At 68.8% G+C, this 24,311-nt stretch carries 21 protein-coding genes and 1 tRNA gene; 7 read left to right on the top strand and 15 right to left on the bottom strand.

Features of this window, described 5'->3' with window-relative positions:
* Positions 1-160: 160 nt before the first annotated feature.
* From prfA to ACPYN9_RS14855, 9 genes are all read right to left on the bottom strand, one after another.
* The gene (prfA, locus tag ACPYN9_RS14895; RefSeq protein ID WP_424467329.1) at positions 161-1,243 is read right to left on the bottom strand and encodes a peptide chain release factor 1; all 1,083 of its coding nucleotides are present in this window, start codon (positions 1,241-1,243) and stop codon (positions 161-163) included.
* A 17-nt stretch (positions 1,244-1,260) separates the two neighbouring features.
* Positions 1,261-3,243, bottom strand: coding sequence for a transcription termination factor Rho (gene rho / locus ACPYN9_RS14890; protein ID WP_424467326.1), 1,983 nt, complete (start codon positions 3,241-3,243; stop codon positions 1,261-1,263).
* A gap of 143 nt (positions 3,244-3,386) precedes the next feature.
* Positions 3,387-4,337 carry a homoserine kinase gene (thrB, locus tag ACPYN9_RS14885; RefSeq protein ID WP_424467325.1) on the bottom strand — a complete coding sequence of 317 codons (951 nt, stop codon included), beginning with the start codon at positions 4,335-4,337 and terminating at the stop codon, positions 3,387-3,389.
* Positions 4,338-4,429: 92 nt separating this feature from the next.
* Positions 4,430-5,764 (bottom strand): homoserine dehydrogenase, encoded by a 1,335-nt coding sequence (locus ACPYN9_RS14880; protein ID WP_424467324.1) that lies wholly within the window; start codon positions 5,762-5,764, stop codon positions 4,430-4,432.
* A gap of 13 nt (positions 5,765-5,777) precedes the next feature.
* On the bottom strand, positions 5,778-7,238 hold the full coding sequence (gene lysA, locus ACPYN9_RS14875) for a diaminopimelate decarboxylase (RefSeq protein ID WP_424467323.1): 1,461 nt from the start codon (positions 7,236-7,238) through the stop codon (positions 5,778-5,780).
* Between the two features lie 49 nt (positions 7,239-7,287).
* The gene (locus ACPYN9_RS14870) at positions 7,288-8,370 is read right to left on the bottom strand and encodes an LmeA family phospholipid-binding protein (RefSeq protein ID WP_424467322.1); all 1,083 of its coding nucleotides are present in this window, start codon (positions 8,368-8,370) and stop codon (positions 7,288-7,290) included.
* A 105-nt stretch (positions 8,371-8,475) separates the two neighbouring features.
* The gene (locus ACPYN9_RS14865) at positions 8,476-9,261 is read right to left on the bottom strand and encodes a DUF2993 domain-containing protein (RefSeq protein WP_424467321.1); all 786 of its coding nucleotides are present in this window, start codon (positions 9,259-9,261) and stop codon (positions 8,476-8,478) included.
* Between the two features lie 7 nt (positions 9,262-9,268).
* A complete protein-coding gene (gene argS, locus ACPYN9_RS14860; protein ID WP_424467320.1) occupies positions 9,269-10,933 on the bottom strand; it encodes an arginine--tRNA ligase in 1,665 nt (554 codons plus the stop codon).
* 54 nt (positions 10,934-10,987) lie between these two features.
* Positions 10,988-11,782, bottom strand: a complete 795-nt coding sequence (locus ACPYN9_RS14855; RefSeq protein WP_424467319.1) for a transglutaminase-like domain-containing protein — start codon at positions 11,780-11,782, stop codon at positions 10,988-10,990.
* 102 nt (positions 11,783-11,884) lie between these two features.
* On the opposite strand from ACPYN9_RS14855, the gene ACPYN9_RS14850 reads away from it, so the two are divergent.
* The 4 genes from ACPYN9_RS14850 to ACPYN9_RS14835 all read left to right on the top strand — a co-directional run bounded on the left by ACPYN9_RS14850 (position 11,885) and on the right by ACPYN9_RS14835 (position 15,346).
* Positions 11,885-11,957, top strand: a tRNA-Arg gene (locus ACPYN9_RS14850).
* Positions 11,958-12,178: 221 nt separating this feature from the next.
* Positions 12,179-12,466 (top strand): FmdB family zinc ribbon protein, encoded by a 288-nt coding sequence (locus ACPYN9_RS14845; RefSeq protein WP_424467318.1) that lies wholly within the window; start codon positions 12,179-12,181, stop codon positions 12,464-12,466.
* A 35-nt stretch (positions 12,467-12,501) separates the two neighbouring features.
* On the top strand, positions 12,502-13,755 hold the full coding sequence (gene fmdA / locus ACPYN9_RS14840) for a formamidase (RefSeq protein WP_424467317.1): 1,254 nt from the start codon (positions 12,502-12,504) through the stop codon (positions 13,753-13,755).
* Positions 13,756-13,861: 106 nt separating this feature from the next.
* Positions 13,862-15,346 (top strand): SDR family NAD(P)-dependent oxidoreductase, encoded by a 1,485-nt coding sequence (locus tag ACPYN9_RS14835; protein WP_424467328.1) that lies wholly within the window; start codon positions 13,862-13,864, stop codon positions 15,344-15,346.
* Between the two features lie 145 nt (positions 15,347-15,491).
* Here ACPYN9_RS14835 and ACPYN9_RS14830 read toward each other — a convergent pair whose 3' ends face one another.
* Positions 15,492-16,322, bottom strand: a complete 831-nt coding sequence (locus ACPYN9_RS14830; RefSeq protein WP_424467316.1) for a siderophore-interacting protein — start codon at positions 16,320-16,322, stop codon at positions 15,492-15,494.
* Between the two features lie 86 nt (positions 16,323-16,408).
* Entirely contained in the window at positions 16,409-16,711 is a 303-nt protein-coding gene (locus tag ACPYN9_RS14825) for a DivIVA domain-containing protein (protein WP_424467315.1), read from the bottom strand.
* A gap of 247 nt (positions 16,712-16,958) precedes the next feature.
* Here ACPYN9_RS14825 and ACPYN9_RS14820 point away from each other — a divergent pair, with 247 nt between their 5' ends.
* The 3 genes from ACPYN9_RS14820 to ACPYN9_RS14810 all read left to right on the top strand — a co-directional run bounded on the left by ACPYN9_RS14820 (position 16,959) and on the right by ACPYN9_RS14810 (position 20,437).
* Positions 16,959-19,082, top strand: coding sequence for a TPM domain-containing protein (locus ACPYN9_RS14820; protein ID WP_424467314.1), 2,124 nt, complete (start codon positions 16,959-16,961; stop codon positions 19,080-19,082).
* A gap of 99 nt (positions 19,083-19,181) precedes the next feature.
* Positions 19,182-19,937, top strand: a complete 756-nt coding sequence (locus tag ACPYN9_RS14815) for a PspA/IM30 family protein (RefSeq protein WP_424467313.1) — start codon at positions 19,182-19,184, stop codon at positions 19,935-19,937.
* A 104-nt stretch (positions 19,938-20,041) separates the two neighbouring features.
* Positions 20,042-20,437 (top strand): Fe-S oxidoreductase, encoded by a 396-nt coding sequence (locus ACPYN9_RS14810; protein WP_424467312.1) that lies wholly within the window; start codon positions 20,042-20,044, stop codon positions 20,435-20,437.
* 21 nt (positions 20,438-20,458) lie between these two features.
* On the opposite strand, the gene ACPYN9_RS14805 is transcribed toward ACPYN9_RS14810, so the two are convergent.
* From ACPYN9_RS14805 to ACPYN9_RS14790, 4 genes are read right to left on the bottom strand one after another with little or no spacing between them, the layout of a single operon-like run.
* On the bottom strand, positions 20,459-21,910 hold the full coding sequence (locus tag ACPYN9_RS14805; RefSeq protein ID WP_424467311.1) for an amidase: 1,452 nt from the start codon (positions 21,908-21,910) through the stop codon (positions 20,459-20,461).
* A 45-nt stretch (positions 21,911-21,955) separates the two neighbouring features.
* On the bottom strand, positions 21,956-22,669 hold the full coding sequence (locus tag ACPYN9_RS14800) for a uracil-DNA glycosylase (RefSeq protein ID WP_424467310.1): 714 nt from the start codon (positions 22,667-22,669) through the stop codon (positions 21,956-21,958).
* A 5-nt stretch (positions 22,670-22,674) separates the two neighbouring features.
* Positions 22,675-23,406: a Type 1 glutamine amidotransferase-like domain-containing protein gene (locus tag ACPYN9_RS14795; protein WP_424467309.1), complete on the bottom strand. Its 732-nt coding sequence runs from the start codon at positions 23,404-23,406 to the stop codon at positions 22,675-22,677.
* Positions 23,403-24,224, bottom strand: a complete 822-nt coding sequence (locus ACPYN9_RS14790; RefSeq protein ID WP_424467308.1) for an SDR family oxidoreductase — start codon at positions 24,222-24,224, stop codon at positions 23,403-23,405. Before ACPYN9_RS14790 ends, ACPYN9_RS14795 begins: the two co-directional genes overlap by 4 nt.
* Positions 24,225-24,311: the final 87 nt, after the last annotated feature.

The following is a 24,311-nucleotide window of genomic DNA, read 5'->3' as shown; positions in this document are numbered from 1 at the left end:
GGGGGGGGGGGGGGGGCCGGGGCGGGGGGGGGGGCCCCCCCCCCCACCCCCCCCCCCCCCCCCCCACACCCCCCCCCCCCCCCCCCCACCCCCCCCCCCCCCCCCCCCCCCCGGGCCGCCCCCCCCCCCCCCCCCCCCCTTCTGGTCCATGCAGCTGCGCTTAGTCGTCGCTCCCCGAGAGCGCGGCGAGACGCGCCTCCTCGTCGGCCGCGATAGCCGACTGGATGACCGGCCCGAGCGCCCCGTTCATGACGTGGTCGAGGTTGTAGGCCTTGTACCCCGTGCGGTGATCCGCGATGCGGTTTTCCGGGAAGTTGTACGTGCGGATGCGCTCGGAGCGATCCATCGTGCGGATCTGGCCCGAACGCGCCTCGGACTCAGCCGCCGCGATCTGCTCCTGCTGGTGCGCGAGGAGCCTCGCGAGCAGCACACGCATGCCGGCGGCGCGGTTCTGGATCTGACTCTTCTCGTTCTGCATGGAGACAACGATGCCCGTCGGCAGGTGCGTGATGCGCACCGCCGAGTCGGTCGTGTTGACCGACTGTCCGCCGGGTCCCGACGAGCGGAAGACATCGATCTTGAGGTCGTTCGGGCTGATTTCGATCTCTTCTGGCTCGTCGACCTCAGGGAACACGAGCACACCCGTCGTCGAGGTGTGGATGCGCCCCTGCGACTCGGTGGCAGGAACGCGCTGCACGCGGTGCACGCCGCCCTCGTACTTGAGGCTGGCCCAGACGCCGAGCGCCGGGTCGTTCGCGTTGCCCTTGATCGCGACCTGCACGTCCTTGAACCCGCCGAGGTCGCTCTCCGTCGAGGAGATGATCTCGGTCTTCCACCCACGCTGCTCGGCGTAGTGGGAGTACATGCGCAGCAGGTCGGCCGCGAAGAGCGCCGATTCCTCGCCACCCTCGCCGCCCTTGATCTCCATGATGACGTCACGGCCATCGTCGGGGTCGCGCGGGATGAGCAGCCTGCGGAGCTTCTCCTGCGCAACGCGCAGGTTCTCCTCCAGCACAGGAACCTCTTCCGCGAACGACTCATCTTCCTTCGCGAGCTCCCGCGCGGCTTCGAGGTCGTCCTCGAGTTCCGCCCGGGATGCGTCGGCCGCGAGGATCTGCGCGAGTTGCGCGTATCGCCGGTTGACCTTCTTTGCGCGCGCCGGGTTGGCGTGCAGCTCAGGGTCTGCCAGCTGCTCTTGCAGGTCCTCGTGCTCGGCGCGAAGTTGCCGAACGGAGTCGGCCATCTCGTGTCTGGCCATGACTATGCCTTGGCTGCGCGGATGGGCTGCTTCGCGACCGAAGCGAGGAACTCAGCGTTCGTGCTCGTGCCGGCCACGCGGGCGAGCACTGCCTCGAGGAGGAGGAGCGGGTCGCCGCCGGTCAGGGCGCGGCGGATGCTCCAGGTCGCCTCGACTTCCTGCTGCGTGAGCAGCTGCTCCTCGCGGAGCGTCTGCGAGTGCGAGATGTCGATGGCTGGGAAGACGCGCTTGTCGGCGATGTCGCGCGAGAGTCGCAGCTCCATGTTGCCGGTGCCCGCGAAGGACTCGAGGATGGTGTCCTCGGTCTTCGAGCCGGTGCCGATCATCGCGGTCGCGAGGATCGTGAGCGAGCCGCCGTTCTCGACGTTCTTGGCCGAGCCGAAGAAGCGGCGCACCGGGGTGAGCGCCGAGGCGTCCACGCCACCGGGGAGGATGCGACCGGATGCCGGTGCCGCGAGGTTGTAGGCGCGGCAGAGCTGCGTGACGCCGTCGAGGAGCACGACGACATCGTGGCCGAGCTCGACCAGGCGCTTCGCTCGCTCGATGGCGAGCTCAGCGACGGTGGTCTGGTCGTCGGCCGGAAGGTCGAACGTCGCTGCGACGACCTCGCCCTGGATGGTGCGCTGCATGTGCGTCACCTCTTCGGGACGCTCGTCGATGAGGACGACCATGAGGTGTACATCGGGGCTGTTCTTCGCGACCGCTGCCGCGACCTGCTCAAGAACGATCGACTTGCCGGACTTCGGCGGGGCGACGATGAGACCGCGTGTTCCCTTGCCGATGGGCGCGAAGAGGTCCATAAGGCGCGTCGCAACGCGGTCTTCGCTGGTCTCGAGGCGCAGACGTTCCTGGGGGTAGAGCGCGGTCAGCGAATCGAAGTCGGGACGCTGACGAGGCTCTTCCGGCGACTGTCCGTTGATCGCGTCGAAGCGCACAATGGCGTTGAACTTCTGACGGCCGTGCTGGTTCTCGCCCTCGCGCGGCTGGCGGATGGCGCCAACGACGGCGTCACCCTTGCGAAGCTGGTACTTCTTGACCTGAGCGAGCGACACGTAGACGTCGTTCGGGCCGGGAAGGTAGCCGCTGGTGCGAACGAAGGCGTAGTTGTCCAGCACGTCGAGGATGCCGGCGATGGGCAGGAGCACGTCATCCGCTGCGATCTCGGGCTCGGTGTCTTCCGCTCCCCCGCGTCCCCGCTTGCGGTCGCGGTAGCGGCCGCCGCGGGTGCGACGCTGCTCGTCCGTCTCGTCGTCGGCCTGCGCGTCCTGGGCCTGCTGCCCATCGGTGCGCCCCTGCGCCTGGTCTCCGCCGCGACCCCGCGAGCGTCCGCGCTGGCGGCGTCCGCCCTGCTGCTCCTCGTCCTGGCCCTCGGCGTTCGAGTCGGCAGGAGTCTCCTCCTGCTTGGGAGCCTGCTCGGTGTTGTCTGCGTTCTGCTCGGCATCCGAGCCACGGCCGCGACGGCCGCGGCCACGGCCACGCTTGCGCTGGCCGGAGCGTCCCTGCTCCTCGTCGCGTGCTTCGTCCTGCTCAGCGGCCTCGCCGCGCGCGGGCGGGAGGACCAGGTCGTCGAGCGACAGCTCGGGTGCCGCGGGCGCTGCGTCGTTGTTCGTCGCCGCGGCTGGTGTGTCCGAGGTGGCGGGTTCGGCGTCAGTGGCGTCTGCGGCAGCATCCGGCTGCTCCCCCGCGGCCTCTGCAGCGCGTGCATCCTCTGCACCGGGAGCGTCGACCTCGGGCGCCGGGGTCTCCGCCGTCGGAGCATCTGCCACTGGGGCGTCCGCCGCCGGAGCGTCAAGATCTGGGGCGTCGCCGGCCGGCGTCTCCGCCGCGGCGCTCGCGCGTGCAGCCTCGATGGCCTCGATGAGCGCTCCCTTGCGCAGGCTGCGGGCGCCGCGGATCTGCAGTCCGGCGGCAAGCGCCTGCAGGTCAGCAACCTTCATCGACGTGAGCGGAGCTTCTTGCTCCGAGATGGGTGTTGTGTCAGTCATCTGCTGTGAGTCCTTACCTCTACCGCGGGTTGCGGTGTTCAGATCGAGCGAGCGGGACTTCTCACACACTCTGAACCACATCGACAGAAATCGAGGGGGGTGCGTACTCCGCTGCTCGGAGAGTTGAAGCTGTCGCGCTGTGCCTACACCGAAAGTGTGGCCGCGTCGCCCGACAGCACCTCAACTGTAGCACCGAGGAAATCAACGGCGGGCATGATGGCGTTCCACTGGGTCTGCGTGTTGGCCTCGGCCACGGCGGCCGCCTGAAGCCGCTGCTCCGGACTGTCGCAGAGCACGAGCACGCTCGGCCCAGCGCCGGAGACGACCGCGGGCAGTCCGGCGGCGCGCAGCTCGGCGACGAGACCGCTCGTGAACGGCATCGCCGAGGCGCGGTAGCTCTGGTGCAGGCGATCTTCCGTGGCCTCGAAGAGCAGCTCTGGGCTCTGCACGAGCGCGGCCACGAGCAGCGCCGACCTCGAGAGGTTGAAGATGGCGTCGGCGTGCGGCACGCTCTCGGGCTGGAGGCTGCGCGCGAGCTTGGTCGACATCGTCTCGGTCGGGATGAGCACGATCGGCGAGACGCCTCGGTGGACAAGGAGCTGCTTGGAGCGCGGCCCGTGCTCGCCGACCCAGGCGATCGTTAGTCCCCCGAAGAGGCACGGGGCGACGTTGTCCGGGTGCCCTTCGAGCTCCGTGGCGAACCTGAGCAGCGAGTCCGCGTCGAGCTCGACGTCGTTCGCCACGAGTGCCGCGGCGGCCATGACGCCGGAGACGATGGCGGCGCCCGACGACCCCATGCCTCGTCCGTGCGGGATCGTGTTGACGGCGCGGATGCGCAGGCCCGGAAGTTCGTAGCCGAGGCCCTTCAGCGTGTGCTCGATCGACTGCACGACGAGGTGCGACGCGTCGCGGGGCACGCTCTCGGCTCCGACCCCTTCTACCTCGATCTCGAGCACGCCGCTCGGCGCGCTCTCGACGATGAGGGTGTCGTAGACGGCAAGCGCGAGCCCGAGCGTGTCGAAGCCCGGCCCGAGGTTGGCGCTCGTCGCGGGAACCTTAACTTCGACGCGACGCGCCTGTTCGACCTGCTTCATGCTGCGACTCCTAGGCAGAGGACTGTTGCGGTGGATTGGTGCTCGGCGGAAACGACGGCGGCGCGGTGACGTGCCTCCGACGCTGGCCGGCGCTAGAGCGCGCCTTCGACGCGCAGGACGCCGGTGACCCGCCTCGACGCCTCGTGCGTCTCGAGCGCTTCGGCGAGCGCCGAGAGGGCCCGTTCGGTGGCCGCGTGTGTGCCGATGACCAGGGTAGCGCCGCCCTGGCCGGCATCGTCGCCCGCGTCGGCGTGGGCCGGGGCGCTGCGCTGCTCGAGCGTCGACACCGACACGCCGAAGTCGCTGAACACCTTGGCGATCTCTGCCAGGACTCCCGGACGGTCGTGCACCTCGAGGATGATCTGGTACCTGGTCGTGATCTCGCCGACCTCGAGCACGGGCAGGTCAGCGTGGGTCGACTCCCCCAGACCCGGGCCGCCGTTGACGCGGCGGCGCGCCGAGGAGACGAGGTCGCCGAGCACCGCGGAGGCCGTCTCGACGCCGCCCGCGCCTGCGCCATAGAACATGAGATCGCCCGCAGCCTGGGCCTGCACGAACACCGCGTTGTTGCCGCCGTGAACGGAGGCGAGCGGATGCTGGGCGTCGACCAGTGCTGGGTACACGCGAGCGGAGATACCCTCGGCACCATCGGCGCCTGTCACTCGCTCGCAGATCGCGAGCAGCTTGACGACGTAGCCGGCAGCTTTCGCCCGCTCGATCTGCTCAATCGTGATCTCGGTGATCCCCTCGCGGTGCACGAGCTCGACCGGAACCTCGGTGTGGAAGGCAATAGAAGCGAGGATCGCCGCCTTCTGCTGGGCGTCGTAGCCGCCGATGTCCGCGGTAGGGTCGGCTTCCGCGTATCCGAGGTCGGTCGCGATGCGGAGCGCTTCCTCGAGCGAGTCGCCGCGCGTGTGCATGCGGTCGAGGATGAAGTTCGTGGTGCCGTTGACGATGCCGAGGATGCGCTCGACCCGGTCGCCCGCGAGGCTGTCGCGCAGCGGGCGGATGATCGGGATGGCACCTGCCACGGCGGCCTCGTAGGTGAGCTGCGCGCCGACTCGGCGAGCCTGGTCGAACAGCTCTGGCCCGTGGGCGGCGATGAGAGCCTTGTTGGCCGTGACGACGTCGGCCCCGGTGGAGAGCGCGAGCGAGATGAGGTGCTTGGCCGGGTCGATGCCACCCATGAGCTCGATGACGATGTCGGAGCCCAGGATGAGTCGCTCGGCGTCGTCGGTGAACAGTTCCCTCGGCAGGTCGACATCACGCTTCGCGTCGATGTTGCGGACGGCGATGCCGGTCAGGAGCAGCGGGGCGCCAGCACGCGCGGCGAGCTCGTCGGCGTGCTCGAGCAGGATGCGGGCGACCTGCGAGCCGACGGATCCCGCGCCGAGCAGTGCGACACGGATGGGTCGGTTCTGGTTCATCGGTTCTCCTCAGTTACGGGCGCTCATCGGTGACGGCAGCGGAGAGTCCCGCGTCTCTGGCAAGCAGATCGGCCACGGACTCAGCACGGATCAGCGTGCGAGCTGCACCGTCGCGAACAGCGACGACGGCCGGTCTGCCGATCATGTTGTAGTTGCTCGACAGCGACCAGCAGTAGGCGCCGGTCGCCGGTACAGCGACGAGGTCGCCTGGGGCGACATCGCTCGGGAGATAGTCTGCCAGAACGACGATGTCGCCGGACTCGCAGTGTTTTCCAACGACACGAACGAGCGCTGGCCCAGCCGCTGACGCCCTCGAGGCGAGGCGCACGGAGTAATCGGCCTCGTACAGCGCCGCCCTGACGTTGTCGCTCATGCCGCCGTCGACCGAGACGTAGAGGCGAGACGCGTTGCCGCCGTCGTCGAGCGGCACGCGCACCGTTTTGGTCGTGCCGACCTCGTACAGGGTCGTGCCGGACGGCCCAATGATGGTTCGTCCCGGTTCGAAGGCCATGTTCGGCACGGCGACCCCGAGCTTGGAGCACGCATCCGAGACGTGCGACGCGATGTGCGCCGCCATCGTCCGAATGTCGGTCGGCGTCTCGCTCGGCAGGTAGGCGATGCCGTAGCCGCCGCCGAGGTTGAGTTCGGGCACCGGGCCGCCAGCCAGAAGGCGTGCGTGCACTTCGACGAGGCGGTCTGCTGCCTCGCCGAAACCGTCGGCGTCGAAGATCTGGGATCCGATGTGCGAGTGCAGCCCGAGGAAGGTGAGCGAATCGTGCTCGCGGATGCGGGCGACGAACGCCTCCACCTCGTCGAGTGGGATGCCGAACTTCTGGTCCTCACGGCTCGTGGCGAGGAACTCATGCGTCGAGGCGTGGACACCGGAGTTGACGCGCACCCGAACGGGCTGCCTGACGCCCGCCCTGGCGGCGGCCTCGGCGACTCGCTCGAGCTCCTGCGCGCTGTCGAGCACGATCGCGCCGATCCCCGCCTCGACCGCGGCGGCGATTTCCCGAGCCGACTTGTTGTTGCCGTGGAACCCGATCAGGGTTGCTGGGGCTCCCGCAGCCAGCGCCAGGGCCAGCTCCCCCTCGCTGCAGACGTCGATGGCGCACCCTGCCTCGAGCATCCACCGCACGACCTCAGCGCTGAGGAAGGCCTTCCCCGCGTAGTAGACCTTGGTGCTGACGCCGAGCGGCCCGAAGGCGTCCGCGAACGCGGCCACCGTCTCGGCGGCACGCTGGCGTGCATCCGCCTCGTCGACAACGTAGAGGGGGGTGCCGAACTGCTCGGCGAGGCCGCGCGCGTCCAGGCCCGCGATCACGAGGGCGCCGTCATCACCACGCTGGGTGTTCCTCGACCACACATGGGCGTCGAGGACATTGAGGTCGCTCGGGACGTCGAGGTGTGCGGGCGCCAACGGGTTGGCGCCGGTCACGTTGTCGGCTTGGGGTTCGCGAAGGGCTTCAGGCACCAGAGCATGCTATCGGCTGCCCTCGCCGCAGCACAGGTCGGCCGCCCGCCTACAGACAGTCGGCCACCGCGGGCAGCTCCGTCAGCTTCGCCCCGTCAACCTGCCACGAGAAGGTGATCGCCTCGCTCGAGACGCTCGCGTCGGTGACCGTCGCCTCGAGCTCCGAGTCCTGGCACGTGGGCACCTCGACCTTCTCGTTGGAACCGAACGGGATGCTGGTCCCGAAGAGCGTCATGCTGCTGTCGCTGGTGACGAACAGTTTGCCGTCAGCGGTCTCGTAGCCGAGCTCCGACTCCACCTTGACCTGGAACTCGCCGGTGCCGCTGATGGCCTCGATGTTGATGACGTCGTCGCCGTAACTGATTGTCGTCTCGTAGGAGTCCGTGTTGATCTCGCTCTCCTCGCCCTGCAGCGCGGCCGGGACGCCGTCGAGCACCTCCGTGGCCACCGAGAGGTCGACCCGTGTCGCATCCACGGGCCCGTCCAGCGAAGCGTCAATGCCGGTGAGATCGATGCCAACCGTGATGCCCTCGTCGCCCACGGAGGTCATCGTTGCGTGCTCGATCTTGCCGGTGAGTACCTGCGCGAGGACGCTGAACCCGTCGACCGTGACCTCGTACTCAGTCGGCGCGGCATTCTCGCCGTAGTTGTCGATCACGATCTTGCTGGCCTGCTCCTCCAACGCACTCGTCACGTTCCCGCGCGCGACGACCTCGCCGATAACCAGCCCGCCCACGACCACCGCGATCCCGACGCCAGTCCAGAGCCACCACTGCGCATACCACGGCCTCGGGCGCTTCCCCTGCGGAGCTTGCGCGCCGTTCCACGCGCCAGGCTGCTGGCCGTGCGGTGGCTGGCCGACCCCGCCGAACGCCGGCTGCTGGCCGTAGGCGCCGCCCTGCGGCTGCACGAATGACGGCTGTTGGGGCTGCCCGTAGGCGGGCCCCTGCGGAGGCTGGCCGTACCCGGGGTGCGGCTGCTGCCCATGCTGGGGTTGGCCGTACCCGGGGCCCTGACCGAAGCCCTGCCCCTGCGGGGGCTGCCTCTGGCCCGGATGCTGCTGACCGTACCCGGGGTGCTGCCCCTGACCCGGCTGCTGACCGAAGCCCTGTCCGTTCGGCGGCATGCTCATCTCAGTTCTCCAGTTCCTCGGCGGCGGAGCCGGCGACACGCTCACGGCGAGCCATCGAGCTCAGGGCGGCCATGACGGCGCGGACCCCATCGTCTCAGCTCGAAACTAGTCGCGACAGGTGGAGAACTCCCCGGAATCCGGGATTTCGGCGGAGAGCGCGATGTTTCGCGCCTCGACGCCGACCGTGAGCATCCCCTCCCCGACGCGCAACTCGGAGACGTGCAGCCCCGCTGGCAGGTAGTCGGCCGTGCAGATCGGCACGGCGAACTCGCCGATGTCGGGCAGCGCCTGCGTGAGCGCCTGGCCAAAGGCGGTGCCGGACACCTCGACGCCGGTCGGGTCGATCACGATCTCGCCGTCAACGAGCCGCAGCTGCGCATCCACCGTCAGCGTTCCGGTCGCGCCCAGGAGGGAGACGGTGGACGCGTACGACAGCTTGTCGTCGCCCAACGTCAAGGTCGCGTCCGCGCCAGGCAGCGCAGCGACGCCTTCAAGCGTGGCCTCGGGAATCTCGAGGGTGCCGGTGAGCATCTCCGTGCGCATCCCGTCGAAGATACGGACGCCGTAGGCGTCGACGCTCGCGCCGAGCCTCAAGCCATAGGCGGTCAGCTCCGGCGCCGATACCGTCACGTGGCTCGCCCGCCCCGTCGCCAGCTGCCAGAGCGTCGAGAAGCCGTGCACGCGAGCCTCGACGCCACCCTCCACACCCGGTGGCAGCGTCTCCTGCACGTGATGCGCGATCCGGTCCTGCGCGACGAGTCGAACGCCGACGTCGAGGCCGACGACGAGCAGCAGCGCGCCGAGCGCCCACAGCACGAGCGTGAACCAGGTGCGAGACCTTCGACGGGTCTCGGGCTCGGGCAGCACCCGATCGTCCGCGGCCGGAGTCATCTCGACGTCACATGCGCTCCGGCGCGGAGACCCCGAGCATCGTGAGCGCCGAGCGCAGGACGGTGCTCGTGGCATCGTTCAGCCAGAGACGCGTGCGGTGCAGGTCGGTGATCTCGTCGTCGCCGCGCGGGATGACCCGACAGTTGTCGTACCAGCGGTGGTAGAGGCCCGCGAGCTCTTCCGCGTAGCGCGCGACGCGGTGCGGCTCCCTGAGCTCCGCGGCCGCGGCGACGACCCGCGGGAAGTCCTGCAGCGCCCCGAGGAGCGCAGACTCGGACTCGTGGTCGAGCAGCGACGGCTCGAACGCCGAGCGGTCGACACCAGACTCCGCCGCGTTGCGACCGACGGCGCAGGTGCGCGCGTGCGCGTACTGCACGTAGTAGACGGGGTTGTCGTTGGTGCGCTGAGCGAGCACGTCGAGGTCGATGTCGAGCGTCGAGTTGGCGGACGAGCGCACGAGCGCGTAACGCCCCGCATCCACGCCCACCGCATCAACCAGGTCGTCGAGCGTCACGATGGTTCCCGCGCGCTTCGACATGCGGACCGGCTCGCCGTCCTTGACCAGGTTCACCATCTGACCGATGAGGATCTGCAGGTTGACGCCGGGCTGATCGCCGAACGCCGCCACCATCGCCATCATGCGCGCGACGTAGCCGTGATGGTCGGCTCCGAGCATGATAATGCACTGATCGAAGCCGCGCTCGCGCTTGTCGAGGTAGTAGCCGATGTCGCCAGCCATGTAGGTGGGGCTGCCGTTCGAGCGGACGACGACCCGGTCCTTGTCGTCGCCGAACTCAGTGGTGCGCAGCCACTGTGCGCCGTCCTGCTCGAAGATTTGGCCCTGCTCGCGCAGGCGCTCAATGGCGCGACCGACGGCACCGGACTCGTGCACCGAGTCCTCGTGGAAGAACACGTCGAAGTCGACGCCGAAGTCGTGCAGCTTCTGCTTGATCTCGCCGAACATCTGCTCAACGCCCCTCGAACGGAAGACCTCCTGCTGCGCGTCCCTGTCGAGACCGGCAAGGGTGTCTCCGTAGGCTGCGGCGACCTGCCCTGCGATGTCCGAGATGTAGGCGCCCCCGTAGCCGTCCTCCGGCGTGTCCTCGCCGAGGTACGCGGCGAGGAGCGAGCGGGCGAAGCGGTCGATCTGCGCGCCGTGGTCGTTGAAGTAGTACTCGCGAGTGACGTCGGCGCCGGCCGCGATGAGCACGCGGGCGAGGGAGTCGCCGACGGCCGCCCAGCGGACCCCGCCCATGTGGATGGGGCCGGTCGGGTTCGCGGAGACGAACTCCAGGTTGACCTTCACACCGGCGAGCGAGTTGCCGTTGCCGTACGCGGAACCTGCGTCGACGATGGCCTTCGCGAGGGACCCGGCAGTGGCGGTGTCGAGCGTGATGTTGATGAAGCCAGGGCCCGCGACCTCGGCGCTCGCCACCTGGTCGTCGCGGACGAGCTGCTCGACAATGCTCGCGGCCAGCTCACGCGGGTTCGTACCGACGCGCTTCGCGAGGCGCATCGCGATGTTAGAAGCCCAGTCGCCGTGATCGCGGTTGCGCGGCCGCTCGAGCACGATATCCGTTTCCGGGACGGTGATGCCCTGTGCACCATCGAGCGGGGCGAGTGCGGCGTTGACGGCGGCGGTGAGAGCCGTGACGAGAGCTGGAGAAGTCATAGACCACCCATCTTAGAGCGGCGGCGGGGCTTCGTCAGCGCCTCACGACGCGCCTCAGCCCAGCTGGATGCGCTCTGTCCAGTCCTCGAGCACGAGCTCGCTCGAGGTCGCGTCGACACTGAGCTTGGACAGGCGGAGGTTCGCGATGGTGTTGCTCAGGAACGCGGTGTCTGCGGCGTCGCGGCCGCTCGCGATGCGCTGCATGAGCCGACGCGGCGCCAGGTGGGTCGCATCCACCACGAACCACGCTCCATCCACCAGCACCTCGACAACAGCGTGGAAGTCCATGGGCACGAGTCCGGGCGCGTAGACCGACACGAGCCGCGCCGGAAGGTCGTTCGCGCGCAGGAACGCGATGGTCAGGTGGGCGAAATCGCGGCAGACGCCCTGTCGCTTCAGGAAGGTGTCGCGAGCTCCGTCCGTCGGCGCGCTCGACCCCGGAACGTAGCTGATGTTCCTCGAGACCCAGTCGACGACCGCATCCACGAGCTCGAAGCCCTGCTTGCCTCGGAACATGGAACGCGCCGTTGGCCCGAGCAGGTCAGACTCGGCGTAGCGAGAGGGACGACGGAACTGGATGAGATCGAGCTCCTCGGGCTCGTTCGGCTGCGCCCGACCGATGACCGAGGCGCTGTACCTCATCTCGATGTGCTTTGCCGAGGTGGTCACCCGGTGCAGTCGGCACTCGGAGCGATCGATCGACTCGATCACCTCGAGCGGTTCCCCATCGCCCGTGATCGTGAACACCTCGCTCTCGAGCTCAGCCAGCGTATGGGCGGCAACCGAGAACACGAGGTCGGCTTCCCCGTCGAGTTCAAGGTTAATGGCAGATTCGATCGTTCGCTTCACCAGCGGATTGTGTCACGCCCAGGTGCACCGCGATGCCCCGTCCCGGAGGCCTCCGCAGCCCTGTTAGTATTGGCTCCGCGCTGCGAAGGTCTGCAGCGCTCCGCCTCCGTAGCTCAGTGGATAGAGCGCCGGTTTCCGGTACCGTAGGTCGCAGGTTCGACTCCTGTCGGGGGCACAGACGCACGACATCTGAACGGCCCGGTTCTGCATCACAGATCCGGGCCGTTTCGCGTACGACCCGCGCGCCGACCGCCGCCGTCAGTGTCGGGATGCCCAGTGCGGGCTCTGCATGAGGCCGAGCACGTTGCCGAGGTGAAACCGACGCGACACGTTGTCGTTGACACCTCACGAGCCGCACCGCTACGGTCGGCAGTACCTCGACGAGGGGAGGCAACGATGCCCACCTACACGTACCGCTGCGACAGCTCGCATCGCTTCGACGAGGTCCACGCGATGCATTCGGTCCCGGATGCATCCACCTGCCCGGAGTGCGGAGGCGAGGCGCTCCGGCGCCCCGGCGAACCGCACCTGTCCGCCGCGGGCACGTCTGCCTACGGCCTCATCGATGCCGCCGCCAGATCAGCGCACGAACCGGCCGTCGTGAGCTCGCTGCCCGGCGTCCCGCGCCGAGCTGGCTCCGGCATCACCCGCAACCCCCTCCACGCGAAGCTCCCGCGACACTGAGGTCGTGGGGCTCGCACTGACGAAAGGACCGCCCCATGCCCGACGTGCTGTTCCCACTCGATTCGTCGAAAAAGTTCGAAGACCAGGAGAAGATCGGCCACAACAGGTGGCACCCGGAGATCCCGCCCGTCGCAACCGTCAAGCCGGGCGATGAGTTCCGCGTCGACTGCCGAGAGTGGTTCGACGGCGCGATCGTCAACGACGACTCGGCTGAGGACATCCTGAACGCGCCGCTCCTCACCGTGCACAAGCTGAGCGGCCCATTCCGCATCGAGGGCGCGAAGCCGGGCGACCTGCTCATCGTCGACATCCTCGACGTCGGACCCATCCCCCAGGAAAAGGGCCCGCTCGCGGGCCAAGGTTGGGGGTACACGGGCATCTTCGCCAAGAAGAACGGCGGCGGCTTCCTGACCGAGCAGTTCCCCGACGCGTACAAGGCCATCTGGGACTTCAGTGGCCAGACTGCCACGTCGCGCCATGTACCCGAGGTGTCCTTTACCGGACTGATCCACCCTGGGCTCATGGGCACCGCCCCATCCGCCGAGCTGCTCGCGACATGGAACGCCCGCGAAGGCAAGCTGATCGCGACCGACCCGGGCCGCGTGCCCCCGCTGGCGCTGCCGCCCGAGCCGCAGTTCGCGGTGCTCGGCGCACTCCCGGACTCGGAGTTCGACCGCGTCGCGGGTGAGGCTGCCAGAACCGCTCCGCCGCGCGAGAACGGCGGCAACCAGGACATCAAGAACCTCTCGAAGGGCACGCGCATCTTCTACCCCGTCTTCGTCGACGGCGCGAACCTCTCGATGGGCGATCTGCACTTCTCGCAGGGAGACGGGGAGATCACGTTCTGCGGCGCCATCGAGATGGGCGGATTCATGGACGTGCGCGTGGACGTCATCAAGGGCGGGATGGAGACCTACGGCGTGTCCGAGAACGCCATCTTCATGCCGGGCAACGTCGAGCCGCGCTACAGCGAGTGGATCGCGTTCTCCGGCACGTCGGTGACACTCGACGGCGAGCAGCGGTACCTCGACTCGCACCTCTCCTACCAGCGTGCGTGCCTGCACGCGATCGACTACCTCACGAAGTTCGGCTACGCCCCGGAGCAGGCGTACCTGCTGCTCGGATCGGCGCCCATCGAAGGCCGCCTCTCCGGTGTTGTCGACATCCCGAACTCGTGCTCGACCGTGTACCTGCCGACGGCGATCTTCGACTTCGACGTGCGGCCCTCCGCCGGCGGACCGCACCAGATCGACGCCGGCATGGGAGCGCCGAGGGCAGTCGCCTCGTAGGCGAGCACCTCAGGCCGAGGCCGTGGGCGCGGACGCGTGTGGCGCGTTCGACCCACGGCCTCTACAATCTCGTGTGCCTTCCGAGAATCAAGATCAGACGCCAGCGGTGACGCCAGACGATGCGACCGGGGCGAGTTCCACGCCCGAGCGCATCGACCCTGCCGATCTCGCGACGACCCTGCGCGTCCTCGAGCGGCTCTCCGCCTACGACCGTGAAGACCCTGACTTCGTCACGGTGCGCCGCGCCACAGCTCAGTTCTTCAAGGACGTAAAGCGAGTCGGGCGCGCTGCCAAGCGACAGCGCATCGCGGACGCCGACAAGGCTGTGGTGGCAGCCACCGCGACCGGTGCCCCCGACCGCATCGACGACGAGACCCGCGGTATCCCGATCTCCACCTCGACGACGGCACCGACCGCCGGCGAGCTGCTCAAGCCGCGCGCCTGCTACATCTGCAAGCAGCCGTACACAACCGTCGACGCCTTTTACCACCAGCTCTGCCCGGAGTGCGCCGCCTTCAGCCACTCGAAGCGGGATGCGCGGACCGACCTCACCGGAAAGCGCGCGCTCCTCACCGGCGGGCGCGCGAAAATTGGCATGTACATCGCCCTGCGCCTGCTTCGCGACGGTGCACACACGACGATCACAACGCGGTTCCCGCGGGACGCCGTGCGGCGCTTCTCCGCGCTGCCGGACTCGGCCGACTGGATCGATCGCCTGAAGATCGTCGGCATCGACCTGCGCGACCCCGCGCAGGTGATGGGGCTCGCCGACGATGTCAGCGCGGCCGGTCCCCTCGACATCCTCATCAGCAACGCAGCGCAGACTGTGCGGCGCTCCCCTGGCGCGTACGCTCCGCTCGTCGAGGCCGAGCTGGCGCCGCTGCCCGACGGCCCGCTGCCCGAGCTCGTGACGTTCGGACACACGAACGACGCGCATCCGCTCGCCCTTGCCGAGTCGGTCGCCGCACACCCGATCCTCTCGTCGGCCGCAGGCCGAACCGCGGAGGAGCTGACCGCGGATGCGATGGCCGCGGGCTCCTCGTCGCTGGAGCGGCTCGCCGCCGGCACCGCCATCGACGCTGGCGGGCTGCTGCCGGATGAGTTGCACATCAATTCGTGGACCCAGCACGTCGACCAGGTCGAGCCGCTCGAGATGCTCGAGGTGCAGCTGGCCAACATGACCGCGCCGTTCCTACTCGTCAGTCGGCTGCGCGGGGCGCTCAAGGCCTCTGAGGCTCGCCGCACCTACATCGTCAACGTCTCCGCCATGGAGGGCGTCTTCGGACGTGGTTACAAGGGGCCTGGCCATCCGCACACCAACATGGCGAAGGCCGCCCTCAACATGCTCACCCGCACGAGCGCGCGCGAGATGTTCGAGACCGACCGCATCCTCATGACGGCCGTCGACACCGGCTGGATCACCGACGAGCGTCCCCACTTCACGAAGGTCCGCCTCGCCGAGGAGGGCTTCCACGCGCCCCTCGACCTGGTGGACGGCGCTGCCCGGGTCTACGACCCGATCGTGCGCGGAGAAGCAGGCGAGGACCTATTCGGCGTCTTCCTCAAGGATTACAAGCCCGGCTCCTGGTAGGGCGAACGCGGGCAGCACCCACGACGCGCCAGCTCGAGGTGGCATGCACCCCACCTCGAGCACAGGTTGGCTCAAAGGGCCTCAGGGTGCGTCGGGGCGACCCAGGGTGGCCCAGGGCGGCGAGGGCGCCTCGAGCCCGGCGGCGTCAAAAGATCTGGCCGACTGGCTCGCGCTTCTCGCTCTGGAAGGCGTCCTCGGTGCGACCCGCCGCCCAGTACCCGGACAGCGACAACTGGGCGCGCTCAATGCCCCGGGCGGCGAAGGTCTTGCGCAGTCGCTTCATCTGCTCACGCTCGCCGTGAGCGAAGACCTGGACCGTGCCCTCGGGGAACTCGAGCGCCTCGACGGCCCCGGCAAGCACCTGGCGATCGAAACCGCCGTGCTCGCCGCGGTGGAGCCACGTCAATGTGACGCCCTCTGGCAGCGAGAGATCGATGTGGTCTTCCTCACCAGCGACCTCGACGAGGGCCGCCCCGCTGGCATGGGCGGGCAGCGCTTCGAGCGTGCGCGCGATCGCGGGCAGGGCCGACTCGTCGCCGCAGATCAGATGCCAGTCGGTCTCCGGCTGCGGGGAGTACGCGCCGTGCGGGGTGCTCGCGACGATAACGTCGCCCGCACGGGCGTCCCTGGCCCATGGGCCGGCGACGCCCTCGTCCCCGTGCACCACGAAGTCGACGGAGACCGTACCAAGGGCACGGTCGATGCCGCGCACCGTGTAGGTGCGACGAACCGGCACCTGATCGAGTGGCAGGGTCGCCCGCAGCTCCTGCAGGTCGAACGGGAGCTCGAGCTCGCCGACACCCCCGCCGAAGTGCAGCTTCAGGTAGGTGTCGGCGTGCTCGAGGTCGAAGTCGTCGAGGTCAGCCCCGGAGAAGTGGACGCGAACGAGCGAACGGCTGAGCCGTTCGGTGCGAACCACGGTGAGGCGAACGGTGGGTCCGCGCCTGCGGGGCTTTTGGACGACGGCTTCTGTCACGGCGAGGGCTCCTGGTGGTGGGGGATGCGGCAAGGCTTAGGTAAGCCTAACAAGTTTCACCTGGAGCGGATGCTGGATGCGGTCGGTCACGCACCCCGAGCATCGCTCGGGCCCTGGTTGCGCTCGTAGCTGTCGATGGTCGAGGCCAGCTCTTCGAGGAACGCATCGACCTCCCGAGCCGAGTAACCGCGCTCGTAGACCCGGGACGTGAACTTGACGGCCTCGACCTCGTGGGCCCCGGCGATCTGCGCCGCCTCGGGGCGGCCGGTCTCGTGCGCCTCGAGCGTCGCGGCGGCCTGGTCGAGGAACTGGTCGACCTCCTGCACGTCGTAGCAGCCATCGAACTTCAGCGCGTTGAAGCGCTTGGTGCGTACATCTTCACTTCGCACGTTGAACCTCCTGTGTCTCATGTGAAAACCGGACAAGGAGTGCTTGTCCGGTGCACGACAATTCTACGGAACTCCATGCGGAATCACACATCGACGTGCAATCGTCACCGAGCGCTCACCTGCGGAACGCACCGTTCGCCGCATGTTCACCTGGCAGGCCACCACACCCACAACAATCACGTTCTTCACGGCTACTCCCCGCTAGCGTTACGACGGAGGGCCGTTGATCGGTCGGAAAGGGGTCTTCGTGCGTCGTGCACTCACTCTCCTCGGCATCGCTGCCGCGGCACTCTTCGGAACCGTTGCGCCCGCATCCGCCGAGGTCTCCCCGATCACTTCTTCTGCTTCCACCGCCCACGTAGCCCCCGCCGTCGCTCCTGGCTCCCCGGTCGGCCACATCTTCGATCCCGAGGGGCGTGTCGCCAGCGACGCTGCCGACATCGAGCAGGCCATCTCTGTCCTGGAGGAAGAGACCGATGCCACGCTGTACTTGGCGATCGTGGATCGGTTCTCCAACCCAAGCGACGGATTCGATTGGGCGAGCGAGTTCGCAGAGATCAACGGGCTCGGCTCGGATGCGGTGATCCTCTACGTCGGCGTCGATGACCTCGAGTTCGGTCTCAACAGCGACAGCAGTTTCCCGCTCGGTGACGGTGCACTCCGCGACATCGAAGCGCAGGCGATCGCCCCAAATCTCGATGCCGGCGCCTACGGGCAGGCTGCCATCTCGGCCGCGGACTCGCTCCGACAAGAACTCACCGGGGCCGGAACCGCGCCATCGGGCGCTGGCGGCGGCAGCGTGCAGTCCAGCACGGCGGCCTTCTGGTCGGTCTTCATCTTCGTCGGAGTCATCATTCTGGCGATCGCGGCGTTCGCGTTCTTCATCGGCTTCAGCTCACGCCGCAAGAAGCGCAAGAGCCTCGAGGCGTCGGCTGCACAGCGCAAGGCACAGCTCGAGCAGCTCGCGCAGCGGGCCGCCGGGGAGCTCGTGCGAGTCGATAATCTCGTGACCGCTGCCGATCAGGAGGTGAGCTTCGCCGAGGCGCAATTCGGCGCTGAGCCGGTCGCCGATTACAGGGCTGCGGTCGCGGATGCACGCGAGCAGCTGCGCCGCGCGTTCGACGTCCAGAGTCAGTACCTCGACGCCCAGCCTGAACCGGAGCCCGCGAAGGTCCAGATGAACGAGGCCATCCTCGGCTTCGTCGCCCAGGCAGAGCAGCGCGTCAACGAGCAGGCCGCCCGCTTCGAGAAGCTCCGAGACATGGAGCGCAACGCCCCTGAGCTGCTGAGGCAAGTCCGCGGCGAGCTCGACCGGCTCGAGGGGCAGATGCAAGGCGCCGAGTCGCAGCTCACAGCGCTCCGAGCGCGGTACAGCGCGCAGGCGCTCTCGACCGTCGACGATGCCACGCGGCACGCCCGAGAGCTGCTCGCGCTCGCTCGCACCGAGACGGAGAACGCCGACGGCGGCCTGCGGGCTGGGCGTACCGGGCCGGCAGCAGTCGACATCAGCGACGCACAGCTCGCGCTCGCGCAGGTGAGCTCGGTGCTCGGCTCGATCGGGAGTGCCGCGAACGACCTCGAGAACGCCGAGCAGCTCATTCGCCAGGAGATCGGCGAGTTGGAGGCAGGGCTCGCGCGGAGCGCACAGCTCGTTCAGCAGGCATCGCTGCAGCCGGACGTCGCCGCGGCCGCGGCCGCGGCGCAGGCGTCCGCCCACGAAGCCATCACCCGTGCGCGCTCCGGCAACGCCTCCGCGGCAGACCCACTGCGAATGCTCGGCAGCCTGCGCGAAGCAGACGAAGCGCTGGACACCGCGATCGCATCACTCCTCCAAGAGCACGAGCGCCTCGCGGGGCTCCGCCGCCAGCTTGACGTCGCACTGGCCCAAGCCCGTTCAGCAGTCACCGGCGGGCTCCAGTTCATCGATGGGCGACGCGGCGCCGTCGAGAGCGAGCCTCGCGCGCGCATCCAACAGGCCGAGACCGAACTGCGCACAGCCGAGCAGCTCGCCTCGACGCACCCAGAGGAGGCGCTGCAGCGCGCGAAGAGCGCGATCAGCCTCGCCGAGCGGGCTACCGAGCAGGCCAGGAGCCAGGTGCAGCTGCAGCGCAGCGGGTACGAGCAGAGCTGGGGCATGTCTGCGGGCTCCAACTCGAACAGCAGTTTCAACTCCGGGCTCTTGGGCGGGATCCTGGGCGGGCTCATCAGCAACAGTGGCTCGTCGAGCAGGAGCTCCTGGGGCGGCGGAAGCTCCTGGAGCGGCAGCTCAGGCAGACGCTCGAGCGGCGGCTCCTCCGGGTTCCGCTCGTCGGGCGGCTTCCGCTCCTCTGGCGGCGGCTTCCGCTCCTCCGGCGGCGGGAGGCGTCGCTGAGTCCCGCCACCGCGCTCCTCGCCCCCAGCACTCTTGACCTCTCCGCACGGCCATCCACCAGGGACCACTTGGGCCCGACCAGCAAGAAGGAAGCATCCGATGTCCAACAAGCAGTCCATCTTCGGACGAATCAGCCAGCTCGTCCGCGCGAACATCAACTCGCTCATCGACAACGCGGAAGACCCGCAGCTCATGATCGACCAGCTCATCCGCGACTTCTCCGCGAACATCAAGGAGGCTGAGTCGGCGATCGCGCAGACCATAGGTCAGCTGCGGATGCTCGAGGACGACTACCGCGAAGATGTGCAGGCGGCGAACGAGTGGGGCAACAAGGCCCTCGCCGCGAGCCGTAAGGCAGACGAACTCCGCGCGGCGAACGACGAGGTCGACGCACAGAAGTTCGACAACCTCGCTAAGGTCGCGCTGTCGCGCCAGATCGAGTCCGAGACCGAGGCACGCACGGCGGAGCCGCAGATTCGGGCCCAGACGCAGGTCGTCGAGCAGCTCAAGGGCGGTCTCGACGGCATGCGCGAGAAGCTGCGTCAGCTCGGCGCCAAGCGCGACCAGCTCGCTGCGCGGGCGAAGACCGCCGAGGCTCAGCAGAAGGTCAACGAGGCCCTTGGAAGCATCAACGTCATGGACCCGACCAGCGATCTTGGTCGCTTCGAGGAGAAGGTCCGGCGCCAGGAGGCGCTGGTCCGAGGCCAGCAGGAGCTTCAGAGCTCGAGCCTCGACTCGCAGTTCAACCAGCTCGAGGACCTCGGCAAGCTGACGGAAGTCGAGGCGCGCCTCGCCGCGCTCAAGCAGGGACAGCGCTCGCCTGCCGCCATCGATGCCCCGGAGCAGAGCTACTAAGCACTCCGAGAGCAGCGTTCGCCGCTGAGACCCGTCACACACGGTCGGGTCTCAGCGGCGTCCTTCTCCCGCGCACCGCCGACAGCGAACGAGAGCAGCCACCCGTGAATCCCTTGCAGCGCGTCTTCCTCGACTCCCCCATCTCCAGGCTCGGCTACCACGCCGCGACCGCGGTTGGCCTCGCCGTTGGAATTCCGCTCTCCACGGGGCGCATCGAGGTCCACGACGGGCTGATCGTCTGCCGCGGGCTGCCGAAATGGGCGTTCCGCAGGGGCGGCACCTGCGTCGGCCGCGTGTACCTCACGCGCGACGTCGTCGGCGAGCATGTCTTCCGACACGAGCGAGTCCACGTCGAGCAGTGGAAGCGCTACGGCTTCCTCTTCCCGCCCCTGTACTGGCTCGCCGGCTTCGACCCTCTGAAGAATCGCTTCGAGATCGAGGCGGGTCTGGAGGACGGCAACTACCTGCCGCCACGGCGTCGTCCAGCGGCACGCGGCTGACCTTCCGGCGAGCCCGCTCGGTCACCAGCCAGGTGGGCGGCGGCTCGACCAGTCGAGTTCGCGTTCAAGCTGATCGGCGAGGCGAAGCAGGGTTGCCTCATCGCCCGGCCGGCCGATCGCCTGCACCCCGATGGGCAGGCCGTCAGACCACGCGACGGGCATCGTGATCGCCGGCAGGCCCGTCACGTTCACGTACGACGTGTACGGCGTGAACTGACACTGCTGCTCGAAGTTGCGCTCGCCGTCGCCCTGATCGAACCATCCGAGCTGCCTCGGCGTCGTTGCCAGCGTTGGCGTCAGCACCACGTCGAAGTCCGAGTACGACTCGATGACGTTCCGCTCGAAGGCGGCTAACGATGCGAGCGAGAGCCCAAGCTGCGCAGCCGTCTTGGTTCGGCCGACCCGAACGAGCCAGCGCGTGAGCGGCTCGAGCGTCTCCAACCCTTCATCTTCGACGGGGATCGCAGCGGCCCCTGCCTGCCAGACCGTTCGGAAGGCCTCGACGTAGTCGGGCGAATCGGCGGGGACGACCGGCGTCAATTCGTGGCCGAGCTGCACCAGCAGCTCCTGAGCCGCCTCGAACGCCGCGGCCACGTTGTCGTCGAGCGTGATTTCGTACCGAGACGCCCACGGCGACCAGCTATTGAAGCCGATGCGAAGCCTGCGCGTCGGTGCCTGCAGCGCATCGAGGTAGGAGCGCTCGCCGGGAGGCGCCGTGAGCGCACTGCGGTCCGCCTGGCGGCCATCGGCCCTGCGCGCGATCATGCCGTCGAGGAGGAGGGCCGCATCCGCCGTGCGCCGCGCGATCGGGCCGGAGACGGGCAGCCCCGCGAGGGAGCCGATGCCCGAACCGTCAGGCACGCGCCCCCGCGAGGGCTTCAGGCCGACAAGGCCGCACGCTGCCGCCGGAATGCGGATGGAACCACCCCCGTCAGAGCCGGGCGCGAAGGGCAATAGCCCCGCCGCGACGGCGGCCGCTGCACCGCCCGAGGACCCACCCGCACCGAGGCCGCTCCCCCACGGCGTCACCGCGGGTGGCGCAACCGCATTCTCCGTGTAGGCGGGAAGCCCGAACTCAGGCGTATTGGTCTTTCCGACGCTGACGGAACCTGCAGCGTCCATGGTCGCGACGAGCGGAGAACTCACCTCTGGAACGTGGTCCGCGAAAGCTCGCGATCCGAACGTCGTCCGAACCCCGGCACGCGGCTCGAGGTCCTTGTCAGCCATGGGCATGCCCCAGAGCGGCGACGCGAGCCTGTCGCCGCGCAGCGTAGGGGCTGATGGGTCCTGTTCGAGCTGGCGGGCGCGTTCGAGCGCACGCTCCGGCGTCACGGTGATGAACGCGCCTGAGCGGCCCGCGTCGCTGTCGATCCGGGCGAGGTAGGCGCCGGCGAGGTCCACAGGCGACAGCTCCCCGCTTGCGAGGAGCGCCCGCTGCCGGACGGCCCCGAGCTCGTGCAACTGCTCGCTCATGGTGTGCCTTTCGGTTGCCTGGCCGGTCACCCGAGCCAGTCGTGACTAGAAGAGGTGGGGTTGCCCATTCGGACGAGTCGTCGTCTCGACTCGCCAGTCGACGGGGTCACCGCCCTGCTCGCGGAGCAAGTCATTCACCCGCGAGAACGGTCGGGAGCCGAAGAATCCCCGAGACGCTGAGAGCGGGCTGGGGTGGGGGCTCTCGACCCGCGGCGTCTCGCGCAGGAGCGGGGCCAGCGCCTGCGCATCCTTGCCCCAGAGGATCGCCACCAGCGGCTTGTCGCGCGCGACGAGTGCCTCGATGGCGGCGTCGGTGACCGCCTGCCAGCCGAGATTCCGGTGGGACCCCGCCGCGCCAGGCGCGACGGTCAGCACTCGGTTGAGCAAGAGGACTCCTTGGTCACTCCATCGCGAGAGGTCGCCACCCGCGGCCGGTTCGATGCCGAGGTCGTCGCGGAGCTCACGATAGATGTTGGCGAGGCTGCGGGGCAGCGGTCGCACGTGCTCGTCGGTGGCGAAAGAAAGCCCGATCGCGTGGCCCGGAGTCGGGTACGGGTCCTGCCCCACGATCAGGACACGCACGTCATCGAGAGGGCGCTCGAACGCACGGAGCACCTGCTCGCGCGCGGGCAGGAACCCGGCGCCGGACGCCGCCTCGAGCTCAAGCAGCTCCTCGAGCCGCGTGATCTCGTCTGCGACGGGCTCGAGCGCGCGAGCCCAGCCCGCGTCGAACTCCCCGAAACCTCCGAAGCCGCGCATCCGGGTCATTCCGACGCGCGATTCGACGAAACCGTGACGCCGCCTTCTCCCGCGGTGAGCTGCCAGACGCTTCCGGACCCGAGGATCTCGAGGGCTCCCTCGCCAACCTTCAGCACCGTGTCCTCGTCGATGGCGAGGATGCGCTCGGCGAGTCCCGCCTCGATGCTCGCCGCGCACAGGGCCACAAGGCCCCACTGCGCGGCGTGGGCCTCGATCGTCAGGTCGACGAGACCCAGGCCAGCTTCGAGGGTGACCTCGTCGAGCCCCTCGCCCGCCTCCTCCGGAGCGACCTGGACATCGCCGATGCGCCAGCCGCCAATGATCGCCTCGTCGGCGGCGATCGCGGCACCCGCAGAGTAGCCAAGGTACGAGACGCCCTCGCTCACGAGGCGCCGGAGGTCCGTCGCCAGCGGCGCCAGCGCCGCGAGGTAGGCGGGCGTATGCCCGCCGGCCACGAGGATGGCGTGGGCCTTCGCGAAGCTCGCGAGGTCGATCTCGTCAAGCGGCTCCCCCGCCTCGGTGCTGCGCGCCAGGATAGGGGTGGCCAGCACGCCGGGATCGAGCGATCGCAGGCGGTCGGCGAACCAGTCGGCGATCGGCGCAGGCGCCTCCCCTACTGCGATGATCGCGACAACCGGGGTCTCACCGCCGGCGCGCAGCCGGGCCTCGCTCGCGAGCTGCGAGAGGGCGAGCTCCACGCCGGGGCCGTCGCCCCCGCCCACCAGAAAAATGCTCATTCGCCCGACTCCTTCGAGTTGTCCTTCATCCTGAGTGGCCCGCGGTGCAGCTGGAACTGCTCGCGCTGCGCCACGGGGCGCACGACTAGCTCGTCGACGTTGACGTGCCCGGGGAGCTCCAAGGCCATGCGGATCGTGGCCGCGATGTCATCGGCCGTGAGCGGATGGTCAACCCCCTCATACAGCTTCGCTGCGGACTCGCCGTCACCCCGCATCCGCTTGAGCGTGAACTCGTCGGTGTGCACCATGCCGGGCGCGATGTCGATAACACGAATCGGCTCGCCCCCGAGCTCAAGCCGCAAGACACCGATCATGGCGGCTTCGGCGGCCTTCGCGGCGACGTAACCGCCGCCGCCCTGGTAGATGACGCGACCAGCGGTCGAGGTGACGGTCACGATATCCGCGTGCGGGAACGCGTCTTCGCTGCTCGCCGCCGATGCTCGGAGCAACGGCAGCAGGGCGGTGATGACGCGTTTCGTGCCGAGCACATTCAGCTCGAACATGAGCCGCCAGTCATCGACGCTGCTCTCCTCGACGCTCTCCGTCCCAAACGCGCCGCCGGCCACATTCACCAGCGCTTCGACCTCCCCCAACGCAGCCGCCCGGTCCCGGAGCTGCCCCACGAATGCGTCCTCCGTGACGTCCCCAGCGAGGATCTCTGCGCCGGTCGCCGCGGCGAGCTCCTCCAGCCGGTCTGCCCGGCGGGCCGTCGCGAGCACCGTCCGCCCCGCGGCGCGCAAAGCGGTGACCGTCGCCCTCCCAATCCCGCTGCTTGCTCCCGTGACCACGACCACACGCGTTCTCTGTTCTCCAGGCATGCATCCATCGTGGCACGAGCGCATGTCGCCATCCCTCAGCGCGTGACGATTTGTGTCCCATTCCGTTGCCTGCGGGCACCGCCACTG

It is taken from the genome of Pseudoclavibacter helvolus (assembly GCF_049707175.1).
GTDB lineage: Bacteria > Actinomycetota > Actinomycetes > Actinomycetales > Microbacteriaceae > Pseudoclavibacter > Pseudoclavibacter helvolus_A.
This window is presented reverse-complemented; position numbering and strand designations above follow the sequence as displayed.

What these genes read in the sequence shown, in the direction of transcription:
- prfA (WP_424467329.1), bottom strand. Translation starts at nt 1,243, where the DNA reads ATGGCCGACTCCGTTCGGCAACTTCGCGCCGAGCACGAGGACCTGCAA.
- rho (WP_424467326.1), bottom strand. Translation starts at nt 3,243, where the DNA reads ATGACTGACACAACACCCATCTCGGAGCAAGAAGCTCCGCTCACGTCG.
- thrB (WP_424467325.1), bottom strand. Translation starts at nt 4,337, where the DNA reads ATGAAGCAGGTCGAACAGGCGCGTCGCGTCGAAGTTAAGGTTCCCGCG.
- ACPYN9_RS14880 (WP_424467324.1), bottom strand. Translation starts at nt 5,764, where the DNA reads ATGAACCAGAACCGACCCATCCGTGTCGCACTGCTCGGCGCGGGATCC.
- ACPYN9_RS14870 (WP_424467322.1), bottom strand. Translation starts at nt 8,370, where the DNA reads ATGAGCATGCCGCCGAACGGACAGGGCTTCGGTCAGCAGCCGGGTCAG.
- ACPYN9_RS14865 (WP_424467321.1), bottom strand. Translation starts at nt 9,261, where the DNA reads ATGACTCCGGCCGCGGACGATCGGGTGCTGCCCGAGCCCGAGACCCGT.
- argS (WP_424467320.1), bottom strand. Translation starts at nt 10,933, where the DNA reads ATGACTTCTCCAGCTCTCGTCACGGCTCTCACCGCCGCCGTCAACGCC.
- ACPYN9_RS14845 (WP_424467318.1), top strand. Translation starts at nt 12,179, where the DNA reads ATGCCCACCTACACGTACCGCTGCGACAGCTCGCATCGCTTCGACGAG.
- fmdA (WP_424467317.1), top strand. Translation starts at nt 12,502, where the DNA reads ATGCCCGACGTGCTGTTCCCACTCGATTCGTCGAAAAAGTTCGAAGAC.
- ACPYN9_RS14815 (WP_424467313.1), top strand. Translation starts at nt 19,182, where the DNA reads ATGTCCAACAAGCAGTCCATCTTCGGACGAATCAGCCAGCTCGTCCGC.
- ACPYN9_RS14805 (WP_424467311.1), bottom strand. Translation starts at nt 21,910, where the DNA reads ATGAGCGAGCAGTTGCACGAGCTCGGGGCCGTCCGGCAGCGGGCGCTC.
- ACPYN9_RS14800 (WP_424467310.1), bottom strand. Translation starts at nt 22,669, where the DNA reads ATGCGCGGCTTCGGAGGTTTCGGGGAGTTCGACGCGGGCTGGGCTCGC.
- ACPYN9_RS14795 (WP_424467309.1), bottom strand. Translation starts at nt 23,406, where the DNA reads ATGAGCATTTTTCTGGTGGGCGGGGGCGACGGCCCCGGCGTGGAGCTC.
- ACPYN9_RS14790 (WP_424467308.1), bottom strand. Translation starts at nt 24,224, where the DNA reads ATGCCTGGAGAACAGAGAACGCGTGTGGTCGTGGTCACGGGAGCAAGC.